This is a genomic window from Allobosea sp. 10L422 (genome assembly GCF_056395345.1).
On the sequence record NZ_JBFTJI010000002.1, the window covers coordinates 331,258 to 347,699 of the forward strand.

A 16,442-nucleotide genomic window follows, 5' to 3' on the forward strand; every position below is an offset into this window, starting at 1 on the left:
CTTTTCCGGCGACGATCAGGCAAATGGCGGGCCGTTGGAAGCGCTCTGGCGGTTTTGTGAACTGGCGCCGAGACGCGGCCCGCCATACGCATTTCACTGCTCGGGCAATCTGACTTCGACATTCGCCTCGGCGAGGCGGCGGTAGAGCTTTCTGCGGCGCAGGATCGGCACCCAGTCGTAGAGAAACATTTCGGCCGGGCGCCAGATCACCACCCAGCCGATGATGATCAGGCTTTCCCGGAAGACGCGCGCGAACGGGCCTTCACTGTCCTGGGTCAGCAGCCAGCTGAGGGACAGGCAGGCGGCGAGCCCGGCAAAACCAATCATCAAGGCGAGGCGGCCGTCGTGGAAAAGCTCGTGCAATGCGCGGGTTTCGGCGCTCGCCCGGCCTGCGAACCAGCGGGTGATGGCGGTGGCGAGGTCCGGCAGCGGCTTGTCGGGAGCATCGGGCTTTTCGAGATGGATCACGATTGCGATCGGCTTGTCCTTTGGCAGGTCGCGCGCCCAATCGAGAATATACCCCTCGGCCTCGGCCGCGAGGTCGCCCTCGCGAAAGGGGAAAGGGTCGAGGCTGTTGAAGAGCTGCGCGCCGTCGCGCAGCCGCAGCTCGATCATCGCCTTGCCATCGTAATCTGACATCTCGGATCGAGTCCCGGCCGCAGTCGGTCCATTGTTCAGGACACGCGCAGCCGCCGCAATCGCCCGATGCGGTTGCGGCGGGCGCGGCCGCTCGCTACATAGCGGCCAGATTTCCCGACATCCCGTCGCCAAGCGCCTGAAAGCGGAGCCCGCTCGCCTCATGTCCCGCCAGTTCATCTACCATATGCGTGGCCTGTCCAAGACCTATCCGGGCGGCAAGCAGGTGCTGAAGGACATCCACCTGTCCTTTTACCCGGACGCCAAGATCGGCGTGCTCGGCGTCAACGGCGCCGGTAAGTCGACCCTGCTCAAGATTATGGCGGGCTTCGACAAGGAGTGGACCGGCGAGGCCTGGGTCGCCGAGGGCGCGCGCGTCGGCTACCTGCCGCAGGAGCCGAAGCTGGCTGAGGAGCTGACCGTCCGCGAGAACGTCATGCTCGGCGTCGCGCCGCAGAAGGCGATCCTCGATCGCTACAACGAACTCGCCATGAATTATTCGGACGAGACCGCCGACGAGATGACCAATCTCCAGGACGAGATCGAGGCCAAGGGCCTATGGGATCTCGATTCCAAGGTCGACCAGGCGATGGACGCGCTGCGCTGCCCGCCGGATGACTGGCAGGTCGACAAGCTCTCGGGCGGCGAGCGCCGCCGCGTCGCCATGTGCAAGCTCCTGCTGGAGCAGCCGGAACTGCTGCTGCTCGACGAGCCGACCAACCATCTCGATGCCGAGACCACCGCCTGGCTCGAAGGCCACCTGCGGACGTATCCGGGCGCGATTCTGATCGTCACTCACGATCGCTACTTCCTCGACAACGTCACGAGCTGGATTCTTGAGCTCGATCGCGGCCAGGGCATTCCCTATGAGGGCAATTACTCGGCCTGGTCGGTGCAGAAGCAGAAGCGCCTCGCCCAGGAAGGCCGCGAGGACGTGTCGCGCCAGAAGACCCTGGAGCGCGAGGCTGAGTGGATGGCGGCCTCGCCGAAGGCGCGGCAGGCCAAGAGCAAGGCCCGCATCCAGCGCTATGACGAACTGGTGCAGAAGGCCTCGAACAAGGGGCCGGACACCGCCCAGATCATCATCCCGATCGCCGAGCGGCTCGGCAACAACGTCGTTGATTTCGAGGACCTGTCGAAGGGCTTCCAGGACAAGCTCCTGATCGACGGCCTATCCTTCAAGCTGCCGCCGGGCGGCATCGTCGGCGTCATCGGTCCCAACGGCGCCGGCAAGACGACGCTGTTCAAGATGATCACCGGGGTCGAGAAGCCCGATGCCGGCACGATCAAGATCGGCGAGAGCGTCCAGCTCGGCTATGTCGACCAGAGCCGCGACTCGCTCGACGACAAGAAGAACGTCTGGGAGGAAATCTCGGGCGGCAACGACATCATCTATCTCGGCAAGAAAGAGATCAATTCGCGGGCCTATTGCTCGGCCTTCAACTTCAAGGGCGGCGACCAGCAGAAGAAGGTCGGCTCGCTCTCGGGCGGCGAGCGCAACCGCGTCCACCTCGCCAAGATGCTGAAATCGGGCGCCAACGTCCTCCTGCTCGACGAGCCGACCAACGACCTCGACGTCGATACGCTGCGGGCGCTGGAAGAGGCGCTGGAGGACTACGCCGGCTGCGCCGTGATCATCAGCCACGATCGCTGGTTCCTCGACCGCATCGCGACCCACATCCTCGCCTTCGAGGGCGACAGCCATGTCGAGTGGTTCGAGGGCAATTTCGCCGAGTACGAGGAGGACAAGAAGCGCCGCCTCGGCATCGACTCCACCATTCCGAAGCGCATCCAGTACAAGAAGTTCACGCGCTGAGCTTTCGCGAGGGCGCCGCGCGATGCGGCGCTCTCGTCCTGCCGCTGCCTTCCGTCGAGCCCGCCGATGCGCCTCCGGTCGCCGGCGGGCTTTGCTTTTGGGGAGGCGGCGCGGCGCCGACTGGCCGGCTCCTCGAAGGAGGGGCCATCCGAGGCTTTTGGGCCTGCTTCGAAAGCGGGCGATCAGCCGCAGATTTCGGCTTCGACCGACGTCATGGCCTCCCGGTACGACCGCACGTGAATGCCGTCATGGGTGCTGTCCGGCTTGGCGAGGCCCACGGCTCCGTCGCGGGTGCCGGCGAAGGGGTCGATGAAGGTGCAGGCGTTGCGACCGCAGGCCCGCTTCAGCCGCTCCGACAGGGCGACGACCGCCGCCGGCTCATAATATTTGATCATCGAGGGCTCGGCGGGGGGAACGGCGGCGACGAAGACCTTCGCGGACAGCGCGGCCGCGCTGGCGATGAGCCGGTCTGTGTTGCGTTCGAATGCGTCGAGGTACTTCGGCTGAGTGGGATTACGCTTGCGATGCAGGTCGTTGGTGCCGACTAGGATGACGATTTTGCTTGGCTTCTTCGTAAAAGCGAACTTCGCCCAATGGCCGTTCATATCCGTCATCTTGGCGCCGCTGATACCGGCGTTGACGACGTTGCGGCCGCAGAGGCGATGGGTGGAGTTGATCATCTCGGCGTTGGAGTCGCCGGCTATGAAAACATAATCCGCGTCGGCTTCGCCGATCTGGGCGTTGATGACCGCGAGCCTCGCCAGAAGCGGGAAGTTCTCGGCCGGTTTGCGCAACGCGAGATAGGTGCCGGCTGCCGCGGCGGCGATGAGCACTACGGCAAAGGCGGTGATGACGCGGCGAGAGCGGAGCCATCCGGCGAAGACATCGGGCCCCGGCAGGCGCGCGAGCAGATTTGTTTCGGTGGCGAGGAGCCGCGGGCGCAGCTTCATCGCGTTTTTTTCGACGAGGTGCCAGGAGAGGAAGGCGAGGGCGAATGCCAGGCACCAGGAGATGGCAGCATTGGCCCACCAGGACTGTCCTCCCGCGCCGAAGCTGGCGACCACGGCCTGCTGGATCGGGAAGCCGTAGAGGAACAGGCCATAGGAATAGTCGCCCGACGAGACCAGCCAGACGCGGCGCGGCCGGGTCAGCCCGATGAAGGCAGTCAGATAGGCGCAGGGCAGGGCGATCAGATAGTCGCCGCCCGGGAAGCTCAACCCCAGCAGCGTCGCTGCGAGGGACAGCGCGAACAGCGCCTTGCTCCACACGATCCGGTTCCGGAACAGATAGAAGCCGATGCCGTAGAGAAAACAGAGGATCAGCACGGGCCCCGAGACGGTGACGCCCGGCTGTTGACGCCTGATCAGGACATAGATGACGAAAATGACGGCGTGGACGACGAGGATCGTTGCAAGAGCGCGATCCTCCCGGCGCGACAGCCCGATTGCCGTGATGCCGGCGATGATCAGGTAGCAGTACAGCTCCCATGGCAGGGTCCAGAGCTGGCCGTTGACCAGTCCCGGCCACGGATTGTCCAGAAACACGCCCGGCAGGAGAAACTGGACGACGCCGAGGATGTTCAGGAAATACTGCCGGAAGAGCGGGCTGGCGAAATACTCCTTCAGCGGCAGCGTCGTGAAGATCGCGCCGATGACGATGGCTGCCGCAAAGGTCTCCACGGCAAGGGCCGGGACCAGCCGGAGCAGCCGCAGCCCGAGGAACGAGATCAGCGACCGGCAGCGTTCGAGGCTGCCGGCGACGAGAAAGCCGCTCAATGCGAAGAACATCGGCAGGATCAGGGCCACCGCCGGACGCAGCGCTCCGCCGAAAATCCGAAACGTTTCGCCGACGCCGTAGGCCACACCCACCGCATGGGTGACGATGACGAGCGTCGAGAGCAGGAGGCGCAGATAGTCGAAGCCGGCCGGCCGGTTACCAGCGGCCGCCAGACGGTCTGCGAAGGATGGGCCGGCGAATAGTCGCTGCGGGAGGCTCGAGCGAGGCGCTGCGGGCAGGTCCGCCGGCGCGGTCCCGCCCGGGTTGTAGGCCAGGGGTCTCAGGGTAGGGTCTCCGCGCGGTAGATCAAACTGTCGGCTTGCCGCCGACAAGGATGCTCGCATCGACATCCCTGATGTCACGCTTGCCGCAAAGGGCCATGGTGACGTCGAGTTCCTTGCGGATGATGTCGAGCGCGGCGGTGACGCCCTGCTCGCCCATGGCGCCGAGCCCGTAGAGGAAGGCGCGGCCGATGAAGGTGCCCTTGGCGCCGAGCGCGACCGCCTTCAGTACGTCCTGACCCGAGCGGATGCCGCCGTCGAACAGAACTTCGATGCGGTTGCCGACCTGCTCGACGATGCCGGGGAGGGCTTCTATCGAGGACAGGGCGCCGTCCAACTGGCGGCCGCCATGGTTCGAGACGATCAGCGCATCGGCGCCGCTCTTGGCCGCCATCTCGGCGTCCTCCGGGTCGAGGATGCCCTTGAGGATCAGCTTGCCGCCCCATTGATCCTTGATCCACTGGACGTCGTCCCAGTTGAGCTTCGGATCGAACTGGCTGGCGGTCCAGTTGGAGAGCGAGGACATGTCGGCGACGCCGGTGACGTGGCCGACGATGTTGCCGAACTGCCGGCGCGGCGTGTCCAGCATCTTCAGGCACCAGAGCGGCTTGAAGGCGAGGTTGATCAGGTTGGCGATGGTCGGCTTCGGCGGGGCGGAGAGGCCGTTGCGGATGTCCTTGTGGCGCTGGCCGAGGATCTGCAGGTCGAGCGTCAGGACCAGCGCCGAACAGCCGGCGGCCTTGGCACGCTGGATCAGGCGGGAGATGAAGTCGCGGTCCTTCATCACATAAAGCTGGAACCAGAACGGCGCCTGGGTGTGGTTCGCCACGTCCTCGATCGAGCAGATGCTCATGGTCGAGAGGGTGAAGGGCACGCCGGCCTTGGCAGCGGCGCGGGCCGCGAGGATCTCGCCATCAGCGTGCTGCATGCCGGTGAGGCCGGTGGGGGCGAGCGCGACCGGCATCGAGACCGGCTGGCCGATCATCTCGGATGCCAGCGAGCGATTGGTCATGTCGACGGCGACGCGCTGGCGCAGCTTGATCTTGGCGAAGTCGGTCTCGTTCGCGCGATAGGTGCTCTCGGTCCAGGCGCCGGAATCGGCGTAGTCGTAGAACATGCGCGGGACGCGGCGCTTGGCCAGGAGGCGCAGGTCTTCGATGGTCAGAGGCTGGGCCATGGTCTCGTCTCGCCGTTCGCTTCCCGTCAGCTGCTTCGGCTGACTCGCATGCCGATGGTCAGGGCGCAACCTCTCCGAGCAGTAGGAGGGCCTTCCATCAGGAGATCGCCATGTAGCGGCCCGGCTTGTGATTCATCGCCAGGATGGCGTTGAGCACGAGCGTGCCGACCAGCGACAGGGCGACCTTGTCCGGCGGAAGCACGAAAAGGGCGGCCGCGAAGATCCCCGCGTCGATGCCGAGCTGGACCAAGCCGGCGCGCAGGCCATGGCGCTCCTGCATGTAGAGCGCGAGGATGTTGACCCCGCCGATGGCGGTGCGGTGGCGCGCCAATGCCAGCAGGCCGAGCCCCATCGCGACGCCACCGGCGATGGCTGCATAGAGCGGCGCTACCGCCTCGATCCGGAACCAGCCCGGGGTCGCCCAGACGAAGAGCGAGATCAGCGCAACGGCAGCGATCGTACGCAGCGTGAAGGCAAAGCCCATCCGCCGGAAGGCGAGCCAGTAGAAGGGCAGATTGATGACGAAGAAGACCAGGCTGAAATCGGCGCCCGTGGCGAATTGCAGCAGCAGGGCGAGCCCGGCCGCGCCGCCCGTCAGCAGCGTCGCCTTGGCAAAGAGCACGATGCCGATGCTGATCATGAGCGTGCCCAGAGGAAGGGCGAGCAGATCTTCGTAGAGACGGTGCTGCTGCGGCATGGCGGCGACGGCGGTCTGGGACATGGCGAGCCCTGTATCGGCTGGAGGCTGCGAGCGCCAGAGGCTATGCAATGGACGAGCCAGGAGGCGGGGAACCATTCAGTGAGGCGCGGACTTCTCCTACTTCCCGTATTCTTCGGAGAGATGCCCCCGATGCTTCTGCGGCTCCTCGCCGCCCTGTTGCTGCTGATCCCGGCCGGCACCGCATGGGCACAGCAGCCCGTCGCCTGGAAAACCGGACGCGAGGCGCGCGCGATCGAACGCAAGGTCGATGCGCTGATTGCGCGAATGACGCTTGAGGAGAAGGTCGGCCAGCTCCACCTGTCGGGGCGGGGCGAAGGCTTCGACATCAACCAGGTCCGCAGCGGCGACATGGGCGCGGTGATGAACTTCGTCGTGCCGGCCGAGGTTCTGGCGGTGCAGAAGGCCGCGCGCGAGAGCCGGTTGAAGATCCCGCTGATCATCGGGCTCGACGCGGTCCATGGCTTCTCGACCTATTTTCCGTTGCCGCTCGGACAGGCTTCGAGCTGGAATCCGGAATTGATCGAGCAGGCGGCCTACTGGACGGGGCGGGAGGCCTCGGCCGCCGGCATCAACTGGACCTTCGCGCCGATGGTCGACATCTCGCGCGATCCGCGCTGGGGCCGTGCTCTCGAGGGAGCGGGCGAGGACGCCTATCTCGGTGCCGTCGTCGCGGCTGCGCGTACGCGCGGCTACCAGCGCGGAGGGGTGGCGACGACGCCGAAGCACTTCGTCGGCTATGGCGCCGTCGAGGCGGGGCGCGACTACAACGCGACCTGGATTCCGACGAGCCAGCTCTTCGACCTGCATCTGCCGCCGTTCAAGGCTGCCTTCGAGGCCGGAGCCATGACGGCGATGGCGGCTTTCACGGCGCTGAACGGCATGCCGACGACGGCGCATCGCGCCATGCTGACCGACCTGCTGCGCGGTCGCTGGGGTTTCCGCGGCTTCGTCACCTCCGATTTCGGCTCGATCTCCGAGCTCCGGCTGCACGGCATCGCGCGCGACGATGCCGAGGCGGCCCGCAAGGCGCTCCTGGCGGGAATCGACATGGACATGATGGGCGACGTCTACCACAAGCACCTCGCCGACGAGGTACGTGCCGGCCGCGTGCCGATGAAGGCGGTGAACGAGGCGGTGCGGCGGGTGCTGCGCGTCAAGTTCCATCTCGGCCTGTTCGAGAGGCCCGATGTCGATCCGGCCGCCGCACCGCGCCAGATGCAGATGCCGGCCGCCCGTGAGGTCGCACTGCAGGCGGCACGCGAAGGCGCGATCCTGCTCAAGAACGCCGACGAGACGCTGCCGGTTCGCGACACGGTGAAGTCGGTCGCGGTTATCGGTGCGATGGCGGTGCCGGAAGACGAGCGGGTCTGGACCGATCCCGCCGGACTGGGCCGGCGGGTCATCACGCCTCTGCCGGACGCACTGCGCGAGCGGTTGCCGAAGGAGGTCTCGGTTACCTATCAGCCTGCCTTCACCAAGAATTGCGGCACGGAATTCGCCGACAAGGAGGCTGCGATCCGCGCCGCCGCCGAAAGCGATCTCGTGCTCGCGATGCTCGGGGAAGATTGCGAATTCATCGGCGAGGCGGCCTCACGCACCAAGCTTGGGCTGCCGGGGGTGCAGCAGGAACTGCTCGAGGCGCTGGTCAAGACCGGCAAGCCGGTGGTTCTGGTGCTGGCGACGGCCCGGCCGCTCATCCTGACCTGGGCGAGCGAGCATGTCGGCGCGATCCTGCAGACCTTCCATGGCAGCACGGAGGGGCGGACCGCGATAGCGGACATCCTGACCGGCCGCTACAATCCGTCGGGGCGGGTGCCGATGAGCTTCCCGCGCTCGGTCGGCCAGATCCCGGTCTATTACGGGCAGCTTCCGACCGGCCGGCCGGAAAAACCGGGCGAGCGTTACGCGTCCATCTACATGGACGAGCGCGCCGAGCCGCTCTACCCCTTCGGCTATGGGCTTTCCTACAGCCACTTCGCCTATACCAATCCGCGCGTTTCGGCCTCGTCGGTGCGGCTCGGCGGCTCCGTCGAGGTCGCCGTCGACGTCACCAATACGGGTGCGCGCGACGGGCAGGAAGTGGTGCAGCTCTATATCCGCCAGCCCGTCGCGAGCCTTTCGCGGCCGGTGCGCGAGCTCAAAGGCTTCGAGAAGGTCATGATTGCGGCCGGAGAGACGAAAACCGTGCGATTCAAGCTGGAGATCTCGGACCTCGGGGCCCATGACGAACAGGGACGTTACGTCGTCGACCCGGGCGAGGTGGAAATTTACCTCGGTGGATCGTCCCGTGCTGCAGCAACGACACAATTCGTCGTGGTCAGGTCTTGAACGATTATTTGATTCGTCTGAACCGTGTTTAATCTCGACAAGTTTCGGTTTTCGGTGAATCCTTCTGTTGCCGGCTTCCGCGACATGGCGCGGAGGGCGGTGGGCGCGGCTTCGAGGGATGTGGCGATGGCGACCGGAACCGTAAAATGGTTCAATACTGAAAAGGGGTATGGCTTCATTCAACCGGAGGAAGGCGGCAAGGACGTGTTCGTCCATATTACTGCCGTGAAGGAAGCCGGTATGATGACGCTGACGGAAGGGCAGAAGGTTTCTTTCGAGCTGAAGACCGAACGCGGCAAGACCGCAGCCGGCGATCTTAAATTGCTCTGAACGTTTCCTGCTGCAGGAAGAACCGCCTGCCGCGCGCGGCCGAGGCCGCGGCGGGCGTTTGCTGACATCGAAGGACCGGATCGACGTTGACGCGCCGTGTTTCCGGTATTGCGGCTTGTCGATCCTTCAGGAGCGCCGCGCGAAAAGGCCGGTCCGGGCCCAGTCTGCGGCGTTCCCCGGGTTTTGCGCTCTTGGCGAGCAGCCATCTCGGCTGAGTCACACGCTGTCATATGCTCTGCCTCCCGCCGGCAATCTTGCTGCGATTGGCTACCGGGCTTGCGGCGCTGCTGCCTCCGTCAACTGCCGTGGGACTGGCAGCGCCGGTTCCGATCACCGGCCGAAGGCCGCCTTCAGCAGGTTGCGGCCTGCGATCAAGGCTGTGAGGCTCATGGCTGCCGCCAGCATCACGTACCAGGCCGGTGCGAGAGCGCTGCCAGTCCGGGCGATCAGCCAGGTCGTGATGAAGGGCGCGAAGCCGCCGAAGACGGTAACCGCGAGATTGTAGGCGATGGACAGGCCGGTCGAGCGCATGGCGGGTGGGTAGAGCTCCGCCATCGCAGCCGGCGCGGGGCCGCTGAAGCCTGCGATCAGGAGGGCAAAGACGATCTGCGCGAGCATGAGGTTGAGCGCTCCGGGCTGGCTCGTCAGCCAAAGTAGCAGCGGCCAACTCAGCAGAAGCAGCCCCAGCGCGGATCCCAGCATGATCGGGCGCCTGCCGATCCTGTCCGACCAGGCGCCGAACACCGGGGCCAGCATGACGATCACGACGAGGCCGACGCTGTTGGCGAGAAGGCTCGCGCTTTGCGGCACGCCGAGCTGGCGCACCGCATAGGTCGGCATGGTGACCAGGAAGAAGTACGTGCAGACCGTCCAGGCGATGGTGATGCCAATCCCGGTGATCACCGCGACGCGGTGCTGCCCGAGCGTGTCGCGCAGCGGTGAGAAGGTGGCCTCGGGCCGCGCGGCGCGCTCGCGCAGGATCGCCTTGAAGGCCTCAGTCTCGTCGACGCGGGAGCGGATATAGAGACCGACCGGCGCGATCAGCAGCCCCATCAGGAACGGCACGCGCCAGCCCCAGGCCTCAAGCTCCGCTTGCGGGAGGAGGCCGGTGAGCAGCGCGCCGGTCAAGGAGCCCAGCAGCAGGGCACCGGCCTGGCTCGCCTGCTGCCAGCTCGCATAGAGGCCGCGGCGTTCCGGAGGTGCATGCTCGACCAGGAAGGCGGTCGCGCCGCCGATCTCGCCGCCGGCGGAGAAGCCCTGGACCAGCCGCGCGAGCACGATGATGGCCGGTGCCCAGGCTCCGGCCGTCGCATAGGTCGGCGCGAAGCCGATCATGGCCGTGCCCAGTGCCATCAGCAGGATCGTCAGCGAGAGCGCGGCCTTGCGGCCGCGCCGGTCGGCGAGCGTTCCCAGCACGAGCGCGCCGACCGGGCGCATCACGAAGCCGACGCCAAAGGTGGCGACGGTCAGCAGCAGCGAAACCGTCGCGTCGCCTGCAGGAAAGAACAGTTTGGCGAGCGTGAGCGCGAAGAAGCCGTAGACTGCGAAGTCGTACCACTCCAGCGTGTTGCCGACGACCGCGGCGATCACGGCTCGCAGGCTCGAAAACGTGTCAGTTCTGGCGGCTGCGTCTCGTTCGGAAACGGTATGGGTGGCTGCAAGCTCTGTCATGGTGATCCCCTCGTTGGAACAGGCCCTGGCGTCGAGGCCACGGGCTTTCAGGCTTCTCGTCGGCTAGCCCAGTCGATAAGGCGGGCGAGAAAGGAGTCGGCTGCATCGAGTTCGGCCTGCGCTATCCATTCGTCGGGCTGATGTGCTTGTTCGATCGAGCCTGGGCCGCACACGACGGCCGGGATGCCGGCCGACTGGAAGAAGCCGGCCTCCGTGCCGAAAGGCATCGGGAAGGGCGGGGCGATTCCCCCCAGTGCTGTCGCGACCGCAAGCGCGGCCCCTTCGTTCTGCGTCGACAGCGGCGGCACGTGGATGTCCCGCGCTATCGACAGGCGGACATCGTCCGGCACCGCACGCATGAGATAGGCGCGGACAAGGGCTTCGACCTCGGCGGCGTCGGTCGCCGTGACCGGCCGGAATTCCCAGACCACCTCGCAGGCGGATGGCACGATGTTGATCGCCGTGCCCCCCTCGATCCGGCCGACATTGATCGTCGTCCCATCGACGCCGACGCCCGTGCGATGCCCGATGGTCCGCAGGAAGCGGATGAAGTCGGCTGCGGGATAGATCGCGCTCGCGCCGGCGCCGGGGTCGCTGGAGTGCGCGGCTCGCCCTTCGAAACGCACGCGGAAGCCGAGGAAGCCGCGGTGGCGGTCGCCGATCCGCATGCCGGTCGGCTCGCCGATGATCGCGAGCGCCGGCTTCTCCTCATGGGCCAACAGATCGTCGATGAGGCGCGGAACCCCGAGGCAGCCGACCTCCTCGTCATAGGACAAGGCGATATGGACCGGCCGGGCAAGACCGGACGCCGCCAGACCGCCGGCCGCCGACAGGCAAGCTGCGACGAAGCCTTTCATGTCGGTGGCTCCGCGGCCGTACAACCTGCCGTCGCGCTCGATCAGGCGAAACGGATCGGATGACCAAGCCTGGTCGGCGACCGGAACGACGTCGGTATGCCCGGACAGCACGATACCGCCCGGCACCTGCGGCCCGAAGCTGGCGAGGATGTTCGCCTTGGTGCGGTCGTCGTCATGGCTGAGCCGGATGCGGGCGCCGAGGCCGTCGAAGCGGTCGGCGACGCGGCCGACGAGAGCCAGGTTCGATCGGCTCGACGTGGTGTCGAAGCCGACCAGCTCTTCCAGCAGTGAGACGGTCGCGCTCATCGGCTCAGGCTGCCAAAGCATGCCCGCCACGGGCGCGGGCGAGCCGGGCTCGCGCATGGCGCAGGGCGGCCGTCTGGGTGGGCACGCCGGCAGCCTCCGCGCTCTCGAATATCGCCTGCAGCGTGCGGCCGATACCCTCGACGCCGCGATCGACGAAATCCTGGTCGTAGCCCGTGCGCTCCGAGGCAACGCGGATCATGCCACCGGCATTGATCACGAAATCGGGTGCATAAAGGATGCCGCGGGCGCGCAACTGCTCGCCATGGTCCTCGCGGGCGAGCTGGTTGTTCGCAGCGCCACCGACAATGCCGCAGCGCAGCCGGGCGATGCTCGTATCGTCCAGCACGGCGCCCATCGCGCAAGGGGCGAATATGTCGACCTCAGCCGCATAGATCGCCTCGGGGGCCACGGCGCAGGCCGCGAATGCCGCGACGGCCTTCGCAACGCGGCTCTCATCGAGGTCGCTGATCGTGAGCGACGCCCCTGCCTCATGCAGTAACTGGCAGAGATGCCAGCCGACATTGCCCAACCCCTGGACGGCGACCGCGCAGCCGGACAGGCGCGTCGCGCCCCAACGGTGCCGCGCGGCCGTGTTCAGGCCGTGGAAGACGCCAAGCGCGGTGGTCGGCGACGGGTCTCCGCTGCCGCCGAGTTCGGTGGGCAGGCCGACGACATGGCCGGTCGTCCTGCGAACCTCGGCGAAATCGGCCACCGAGGTGCCGACATCCTCGGCCGTGATGTAGCGCCCGCCGAGCCGCTCGACCGCCCGGCCCATGGCCTGCAGGAGCTCGGGCGTCTTCTGCCGGCGCGGATCGCCGATGATGACCGCCTTGCCGCCGCCGAGATCGAGCCCCGCGGCCGCGGCCTTGTAGGTCATTCCGTGCGAGAGCCTCAGCACGTCGCGCAAGGCCGCCTGCTCGTCGGCATAGGGATACATGCGGCAGCCGCCGAGCGCAGGGCCGAGCGAGGTGTCGTGGATCGCGATCAGCGCCTTCAACCCGGTTGCTGCGTCGCAGACGAACACCACCTGCTCGTGATCGGCGAAGGCTTCATGCGAAAACACGGTCATGGCTTGAGAGCTCCGGAGGAACGGGAGACGGAAGGGCGCCCGCTGAAGGCCGCGAGGCCGAAACCGCAGAGGATCAGCGCCGCACCAGCGAGATGGAACGGGCGCACCGGCTCGCCCAGCAGGAGGAAGGCGAGCACCGCGGTGAATAGGGCGACGAGATGGAAGGAGGCGCCAGTGACGCTCGGCCCCAGCGTCGCGACGCAGCGGTTCCAGATGACGAAGGCCAGCAGCGAGGCGAAGATGCCGATGTAGAGCACGGCGGCGAGCGGGCCGGACGCGGTGGGGATCGTGGCGCCCTGCGCCAGCTCCCAGACCCAGAACGGCAGCAGCACGAAAAGTCCCGCCACCATCGTCGCTGCCAGGAAGGCGAGCGGATCGAGATCGGCGGGGCGGCGGCGCAGCAGCACCGAATAGACGGCGTAGTTGGCGACGGCGACCAGCACCAAGGGCTCGCCGCCGCCGAAGCCCAGACGCGACAGCGTCGACGGCTCGCCGCGCGCGACGATCCAGGCCACGCCCAGGAAGGAGATGGCGATGCCCGCGAGCGTGCGCGCCGAGACGCGCTCGACCCCGAGCAGGAAGGCCGCGAGCGGCACCATCAGGGGCAGCGTCGAGTTGAGGAAGGCGACGCTGGCCGCCGGCGCGCTCTGCAGGGCGACGTAGCCGAGCGCATTATAGCCTGCGATGCCGAAGGCTCCGCAGGCGAGGATGAGCCAGCGGGCGCGAAAGAGCGCCTGGCGCTGCGCACGGATCGTACCGAGCACGAAGGGCGCAAGGCAGGCCAGCGCGACCAGCCAGCGCCCGACCGCGAGCGAGACCGGCGGGAACGAGCCGGCCAATGCCCGCCCGAGGACGAGGTTCCCGGCCCACAACAGGGGCGGCAGGGGAAGCAGCAGCAGTGGCTGGTTCCAGAGACGCCGCAGGAGCGTTACCGGCGGCATCACAGCACGCTCGCGAGGCCGATCCGCAGGCGGCGGTTGTGCCGGCCCTTGTTGTCGATCTTCAGGATGCGGATCGGCGGCGAGCCTCCGGTGGAGGCGAGATGGGTGCCGCCGCAGGCCTGACGGTCGAGGCCGACGATCTCGACGATGCGTACCTGCCCGTCCGCAGTCGGCGGCGGAGCGACCGAGCGCGAGCGGATCAGGCCCGGCTCCGCGAAGGCCGCCTGCTCCGGGAGATAGTCCTGCCGGACAGCGAGGTCTTGCCCGATGAGCGCGTTCACCGGCTCCTCGATCGCGCGCAGGCGGTCGTTGTCGGCATCCGGCAGGTCGAAGTCGATGCGCGCGGTGCCGTCCTCATTCATCTGGACGCCGGTGACGAGCGCCCCGTCGAAACCCTGGAAGACGACGGCATTGACGATGTGCAGATCGGTGTGGAGCGCACGCATGCGCCTGCGGAAGGTCGGGTCGACCCGGGCCTCCACCCGGTCGGCTGGGAGTTCGACGGGCGCGGCCAGCAGATGCCGAAGCCGGCCCGCCTCATTCTCGAAGCCCGCGACCGATATCTCGCCGCCAGCCCATTCCAATGAGCCGCGATCGGGCAATTGCCCGCCGCCACCCGGATAGAAGGGGCTTTCCGCGAGAACGACCCAGCCCGGCCCGGCTTCGACGACCTGCGTCGCGAGCGTCATGACCTCGGGATTGTCGAGGCAGAAATAGCGGGACATTCATCTCATCCTTTCCGCGATGCCGAGAGGGCATCCGCATGGGGACGAGATTGGCGCGCCAGGCCGCGGGGCTATTGGCGGAAATTGAAAAAGCGGATCAGCCGGCGGTCGCGCGCACCCATTGCAGCGGGGTGATGCCGTAGCTGCGCTTGAAATGCCGCGTCAGCGCGCTCTGATCGTAGAAGCCGGCGTCGAGGGCGGCTGCGGCGATGCTTGTGCCGCGGCCGAGGCAGGCGATCGCGGCCTTCAGGCGCAACTGCGTGAGATAGGCGTGCGGCGTCAGGCCTGTGCTGCGTCTGAACAGAGCGATCAATTGGAACGCCGTGAGCCCAACCGCGGCGCCGAGCTCGTCAAGCGTGAGTTCCTCTGCGTGGCGTTCGCGCATGATCTCGCGGACACGGGCAGCCTTGGTGGCATCGCGCCGGGGCAGCATCAGATCCGCCTTGCCGGAGGCATGGCGCCGGATCAGGGTTCCGAAGCTGCGCACCAGCAGCTCGCGCTCCTCGAAAGGGTCGTTTCCGGCGTCGAGGATGCGGTGCAGCTCGAGGAAGGCCTCGATCAGATCGGCATCATGAAAGGTATTTCGGCAGAAATACGCCGTCGTTTCCAAACCGAGCGCGGAATTGAGGGCCTCGATCGCGCAGGGGGTCAGATAGAGCCCGCGATAACGCCAGCGTTCGCTCCAACCCATGCGCCCGGAATGCGGCTCGTCGGGGTTGAATACGAGCAGCGTCGAAGTCCTGGCTTCGTCGTTCCGTCCGCGGCTCTTGAATTCGGCGCCGCCGACCTCCGTCATCGCGACGACGAAGGCCTCGTGGCTGTGGGGGGCGTAATCATGGCTCGTGAAGTCGGCGACGAGGCAGCTCAGGCCCGGAACCCGAGGGTCGCGCCAATAGCGGGACGAATTGCGCAGGTCGGTACGGGCCAAGATGCGATCCGGTCGTGGGGCAAGCCGGGATGGTGAAACGATCGTGCCGGGACCGCAACCGTGGGGAGAACCGCGGCGGTCTCAGGTGGCGAGGATTCGGAGCGCTCCATGGATCAAGCATATGCTCTTACTCAAGCCCAGGGCTTTCCTGCCGCAGTCTTCGAATGGAGTCGACGATCGTGAACTTTCTCACCGAAGGGCCCGAGCAAGGGAGGTGCACGATCCTGTTGGCCCATGGCGCGGGCGCGCCGATGGATTCGCCATCGATGGAAGCGGCGTCGGCCGCGCTGGCCGCTGAAGGCTTTCGTGTTGTTCGCTTCGAGTTCAGCTATATGGCCAGCCGTCGCAGCGAAGCCGGGCGCAAGCCGCCGCCGCGCGCCGAGAAACTGATACCGGAATATCGCGCGGCACTGGCGGCGCTGGGGCGGACCGGGCCGCTGATTATCGGCGGTAAATCGATGGGTGGTCGTGTCGCCAGCATGGTGGCCGATGAGCTGTATGCGGCGGGTGCCATCACCGGCCTATTGTGTCTCGGATATCCTTTCCATCCGCCTGGAAAGCCGGAGCAACTGAGAACGCAGCATCTCGCAAGCCTGGCGACACCGGCATTCATCGTGCAGGGCGCGCGCGACGCGTTCGGCAGCCGTGACGAGGTCAGCGGATATCAGCTGTCGCCGAACATTGAGATCGTCTGGCTGGAAGACGGCGATCACGATCTGAAGCCACGCAAGGCCTCCGGATTTTCGGCGAGCGACCACATGGCTGCGATGGCCGCGTCGGTTCGGCGTTGGCTGGAACGATGAGGCCTTCGGGCATGATCCTGAACAGGACCTTCTCGCCCAGATGCCCGGCGGCCCGTCCTTTGACCCGGGCCGTCGTC

14 protein-coding genes are annotated in these 16,442 nt (G+C 66.7%); 4 read left to right on the forward strand and 10 right to left on the reverse strand.

From position 1 onward, the window contains the following. Positions 1-93: 93 nt before the first annotated feature. Positions 94-639: a hypothetical protein gene (locus tag AC1DEZ_RS05965; RefSeq protein ID WP_441512180.1), complete on the reverse strand. Its 546-nt coding sequence runs from the start codon at positions 637-639 to the stop codon at positions 94-96. A 160-nt stretch (positions 640-799) separates the two neighbouring features. On the opposite strand from AC1DEZ_RS05965, the gene ettA reads away from it, so the two are divergent. Further along, positions 800-2,452 carry an energy-dependent translational throttle protein EttA gene (ettA, locus tag AC1DEZ_RS05970; protein ID WP_441512181.1) on the forward strand — a complete coding sequence of 551 codons (1,653 nt, stop codon included), beginning with the start codon at positions 800-802 and terminating at the stop codon, positions 2,450-2,452. Positions 2,453-2,634: 182 nt separating this feature from the next. Here ettA and AC1DEZ_RS05975 read toward each other — a convergent pair whose 3' ends face one another. The 3 genes from AC1DEZ_RS05975 to AC1DEZ_RS05985 form a co-directional block, all read right to left on the reverse strand. Further along, positions 2,635-4,572: an SGNH/GDSL hydrolase family protein gene (locus AC1DEZ_RS05975; protein WP_476779015.1), complete on the reverse strand. Its 1,938-nt coding sequence runs from the start codon at positions 4,570-4,572 to the stop codon at positions 2,635-2,637. After that, positions 4,535-5,686, reverse strand: coding sequence for an alpha-hydroxy acid oxidase (locus AC1DEZ_RS05980; protein ID WP_476779016.1), 1,152 nt, complete (start codon positions 5,684-5,686; stop codon positions 4,535-4,537). The genes AC1DEZ_RS05975 and AC1DEZ_RS05980 overlap by 38 nt, the downstream gene beginning before the upstream one ends. Before the next feature lie 97 nt (positions 5,687-5,783). Continuing rightward, positions 5,784-6,407 (reverse strand): YitT family protein, encoded by a 624-nt coding sequence (locus AC1DEZ_RS05985; RefSeq protein ID WP_476779017.1) that lies wholly within the window; start codon positions 6,405-6,407, stop codon positions 5,784-5,786. A 129-nt stretch (positions 6,408-6,536) separates the two neighbouring features. On the opposite strand from AC1DEZ_RS05985, the gene AC1DEZ_RS05990 reads away from it, so the two are divergent. Then, entirely contained in the window at positions 6,537-8,735 is a 2,199-nt protein-coding gene (locus AC1DEZ_RS05990) for a glycoside hydrolase family 3 N-terminal domain-containing protein (RefSeq protein ID WP_476779018.1), read from the forward strand. Positions 8,736-8,861: 126 nt separating this feature from the next. Beyond that, positions 8,862-9,065 (forward strand): cold-shock protein, encoded by a 204-nt coding sequence (locus tag AC1DEZ_RS05995; RefSeq protein ID WP_441470030.1) that lies wholly within the window; start codon positions 8,862-8,864, stop codon positions 9,063-9,065. A 330-nt stretch (positions 9,066-9,395) separates the two neighbouring features. Here the strand turns inward: AC1DEZ_RS05995 and AC1DEZ_RS06000 are convergent, their stop codons facing one another. The 6 genes from AC1DEZ_RS06000 to AC1DEZ_RS06025 form a co-directional block, all read right to left on the reverse strand. Next, positions 9,396-10,736 (reverse strand): MFS transporter, encoded by a 1,341-nt coding sequence (locus tag AC1DEZ_RS06000; RefSeq protein WP_476779019.1) that lies wholly within the window; start codon positions 10,734-10,736, stop codon positions 9,396-9,398. A 47-nt stretch (positions 10,737-10,783) separates the two neighbouring features. Beyond that, a complete protein-coding gene (argE, locus tag AC1DEZ_RS06005; protein ID WP_476779020.1) occupies positions 10,784-11,899 on the reverse strand; it encodes an acetylornithine deacetylase in 1,116 nt (371 codons plus the stop codon). A 4-nt stretch (positions 11,900-11,903) separates the two neighbouring features. Then, on the reverse strand, positions 11,904-12,968 hold the full coding sequence (locus tag AC1DEZ_RS06010) for a Glu/Leu/Phe/Val family dehydrogenase (RefSeq protein WP_476779021.1): 1,065 nt from the start codon (positions 12,966-12,968) through the stop codon (positions 11,904-11,906). Beyond that, a complete protein-coding gene (locus AC1DEZ_RS06015) occupies positions 12,965-13,909 on the reverse strand; it encodes a DMT family transporter (protein WP_476779022.1) in 945 nt (314 codons plus the stop codon). Before AC1DEZ_RS06015 ends, AC1DEZ_RS06010 begins: the two co-directional genes overlap by 4 nt. Continuing rightward, positions 13,909-14,634: an alanyl-tRNA editing protein gene (locus AC1DEZ_RS06020; protein WP_476779023.1), complete on the reverse strand. Its 726-nt coding sequence runs from the start codon at positions 14,632-14,634 to the stop codon at positions 13,909-13,911. Before AC1DEZ_RS06020 ends, AC1DEZ_RS06015 begins: the two co-directional genes overlap by 1 nt. Before the next feature lie 97 nt (positions 14,635-14,731). Beyond that, positions 14,732-15,562 (reverse strand): AraC family transcriptional regulator, encoded by an 831-nt coding sequence (locus AC1DEZ_RS06025; protein WP_441512191.1) that lies wholly within the window; start codon positions 15,560-15,562, stop codon positions 14,732-14,734. A gap of 164 nt (positions 15,563-15,726) precedes the next feature. On the opposite strand from AC1DEZ_RS06025, the gene AC1DEZ_RS06030 reads away from it, so the two are divergent. Continuing rightward, positions 15,727-16,365 (forward strand): alpha/beta hydrolase family protein, encoded by a 639-nt coding sequence (locus AC1DEZ_RS06030; protein ID WP_476779024.1) that lies wholly within the window; start codon positions 15,727-15,729, stop codon positions 16,363-16,365. Positions 16,366-16,442: the final 77 nt, after the last annotated feature.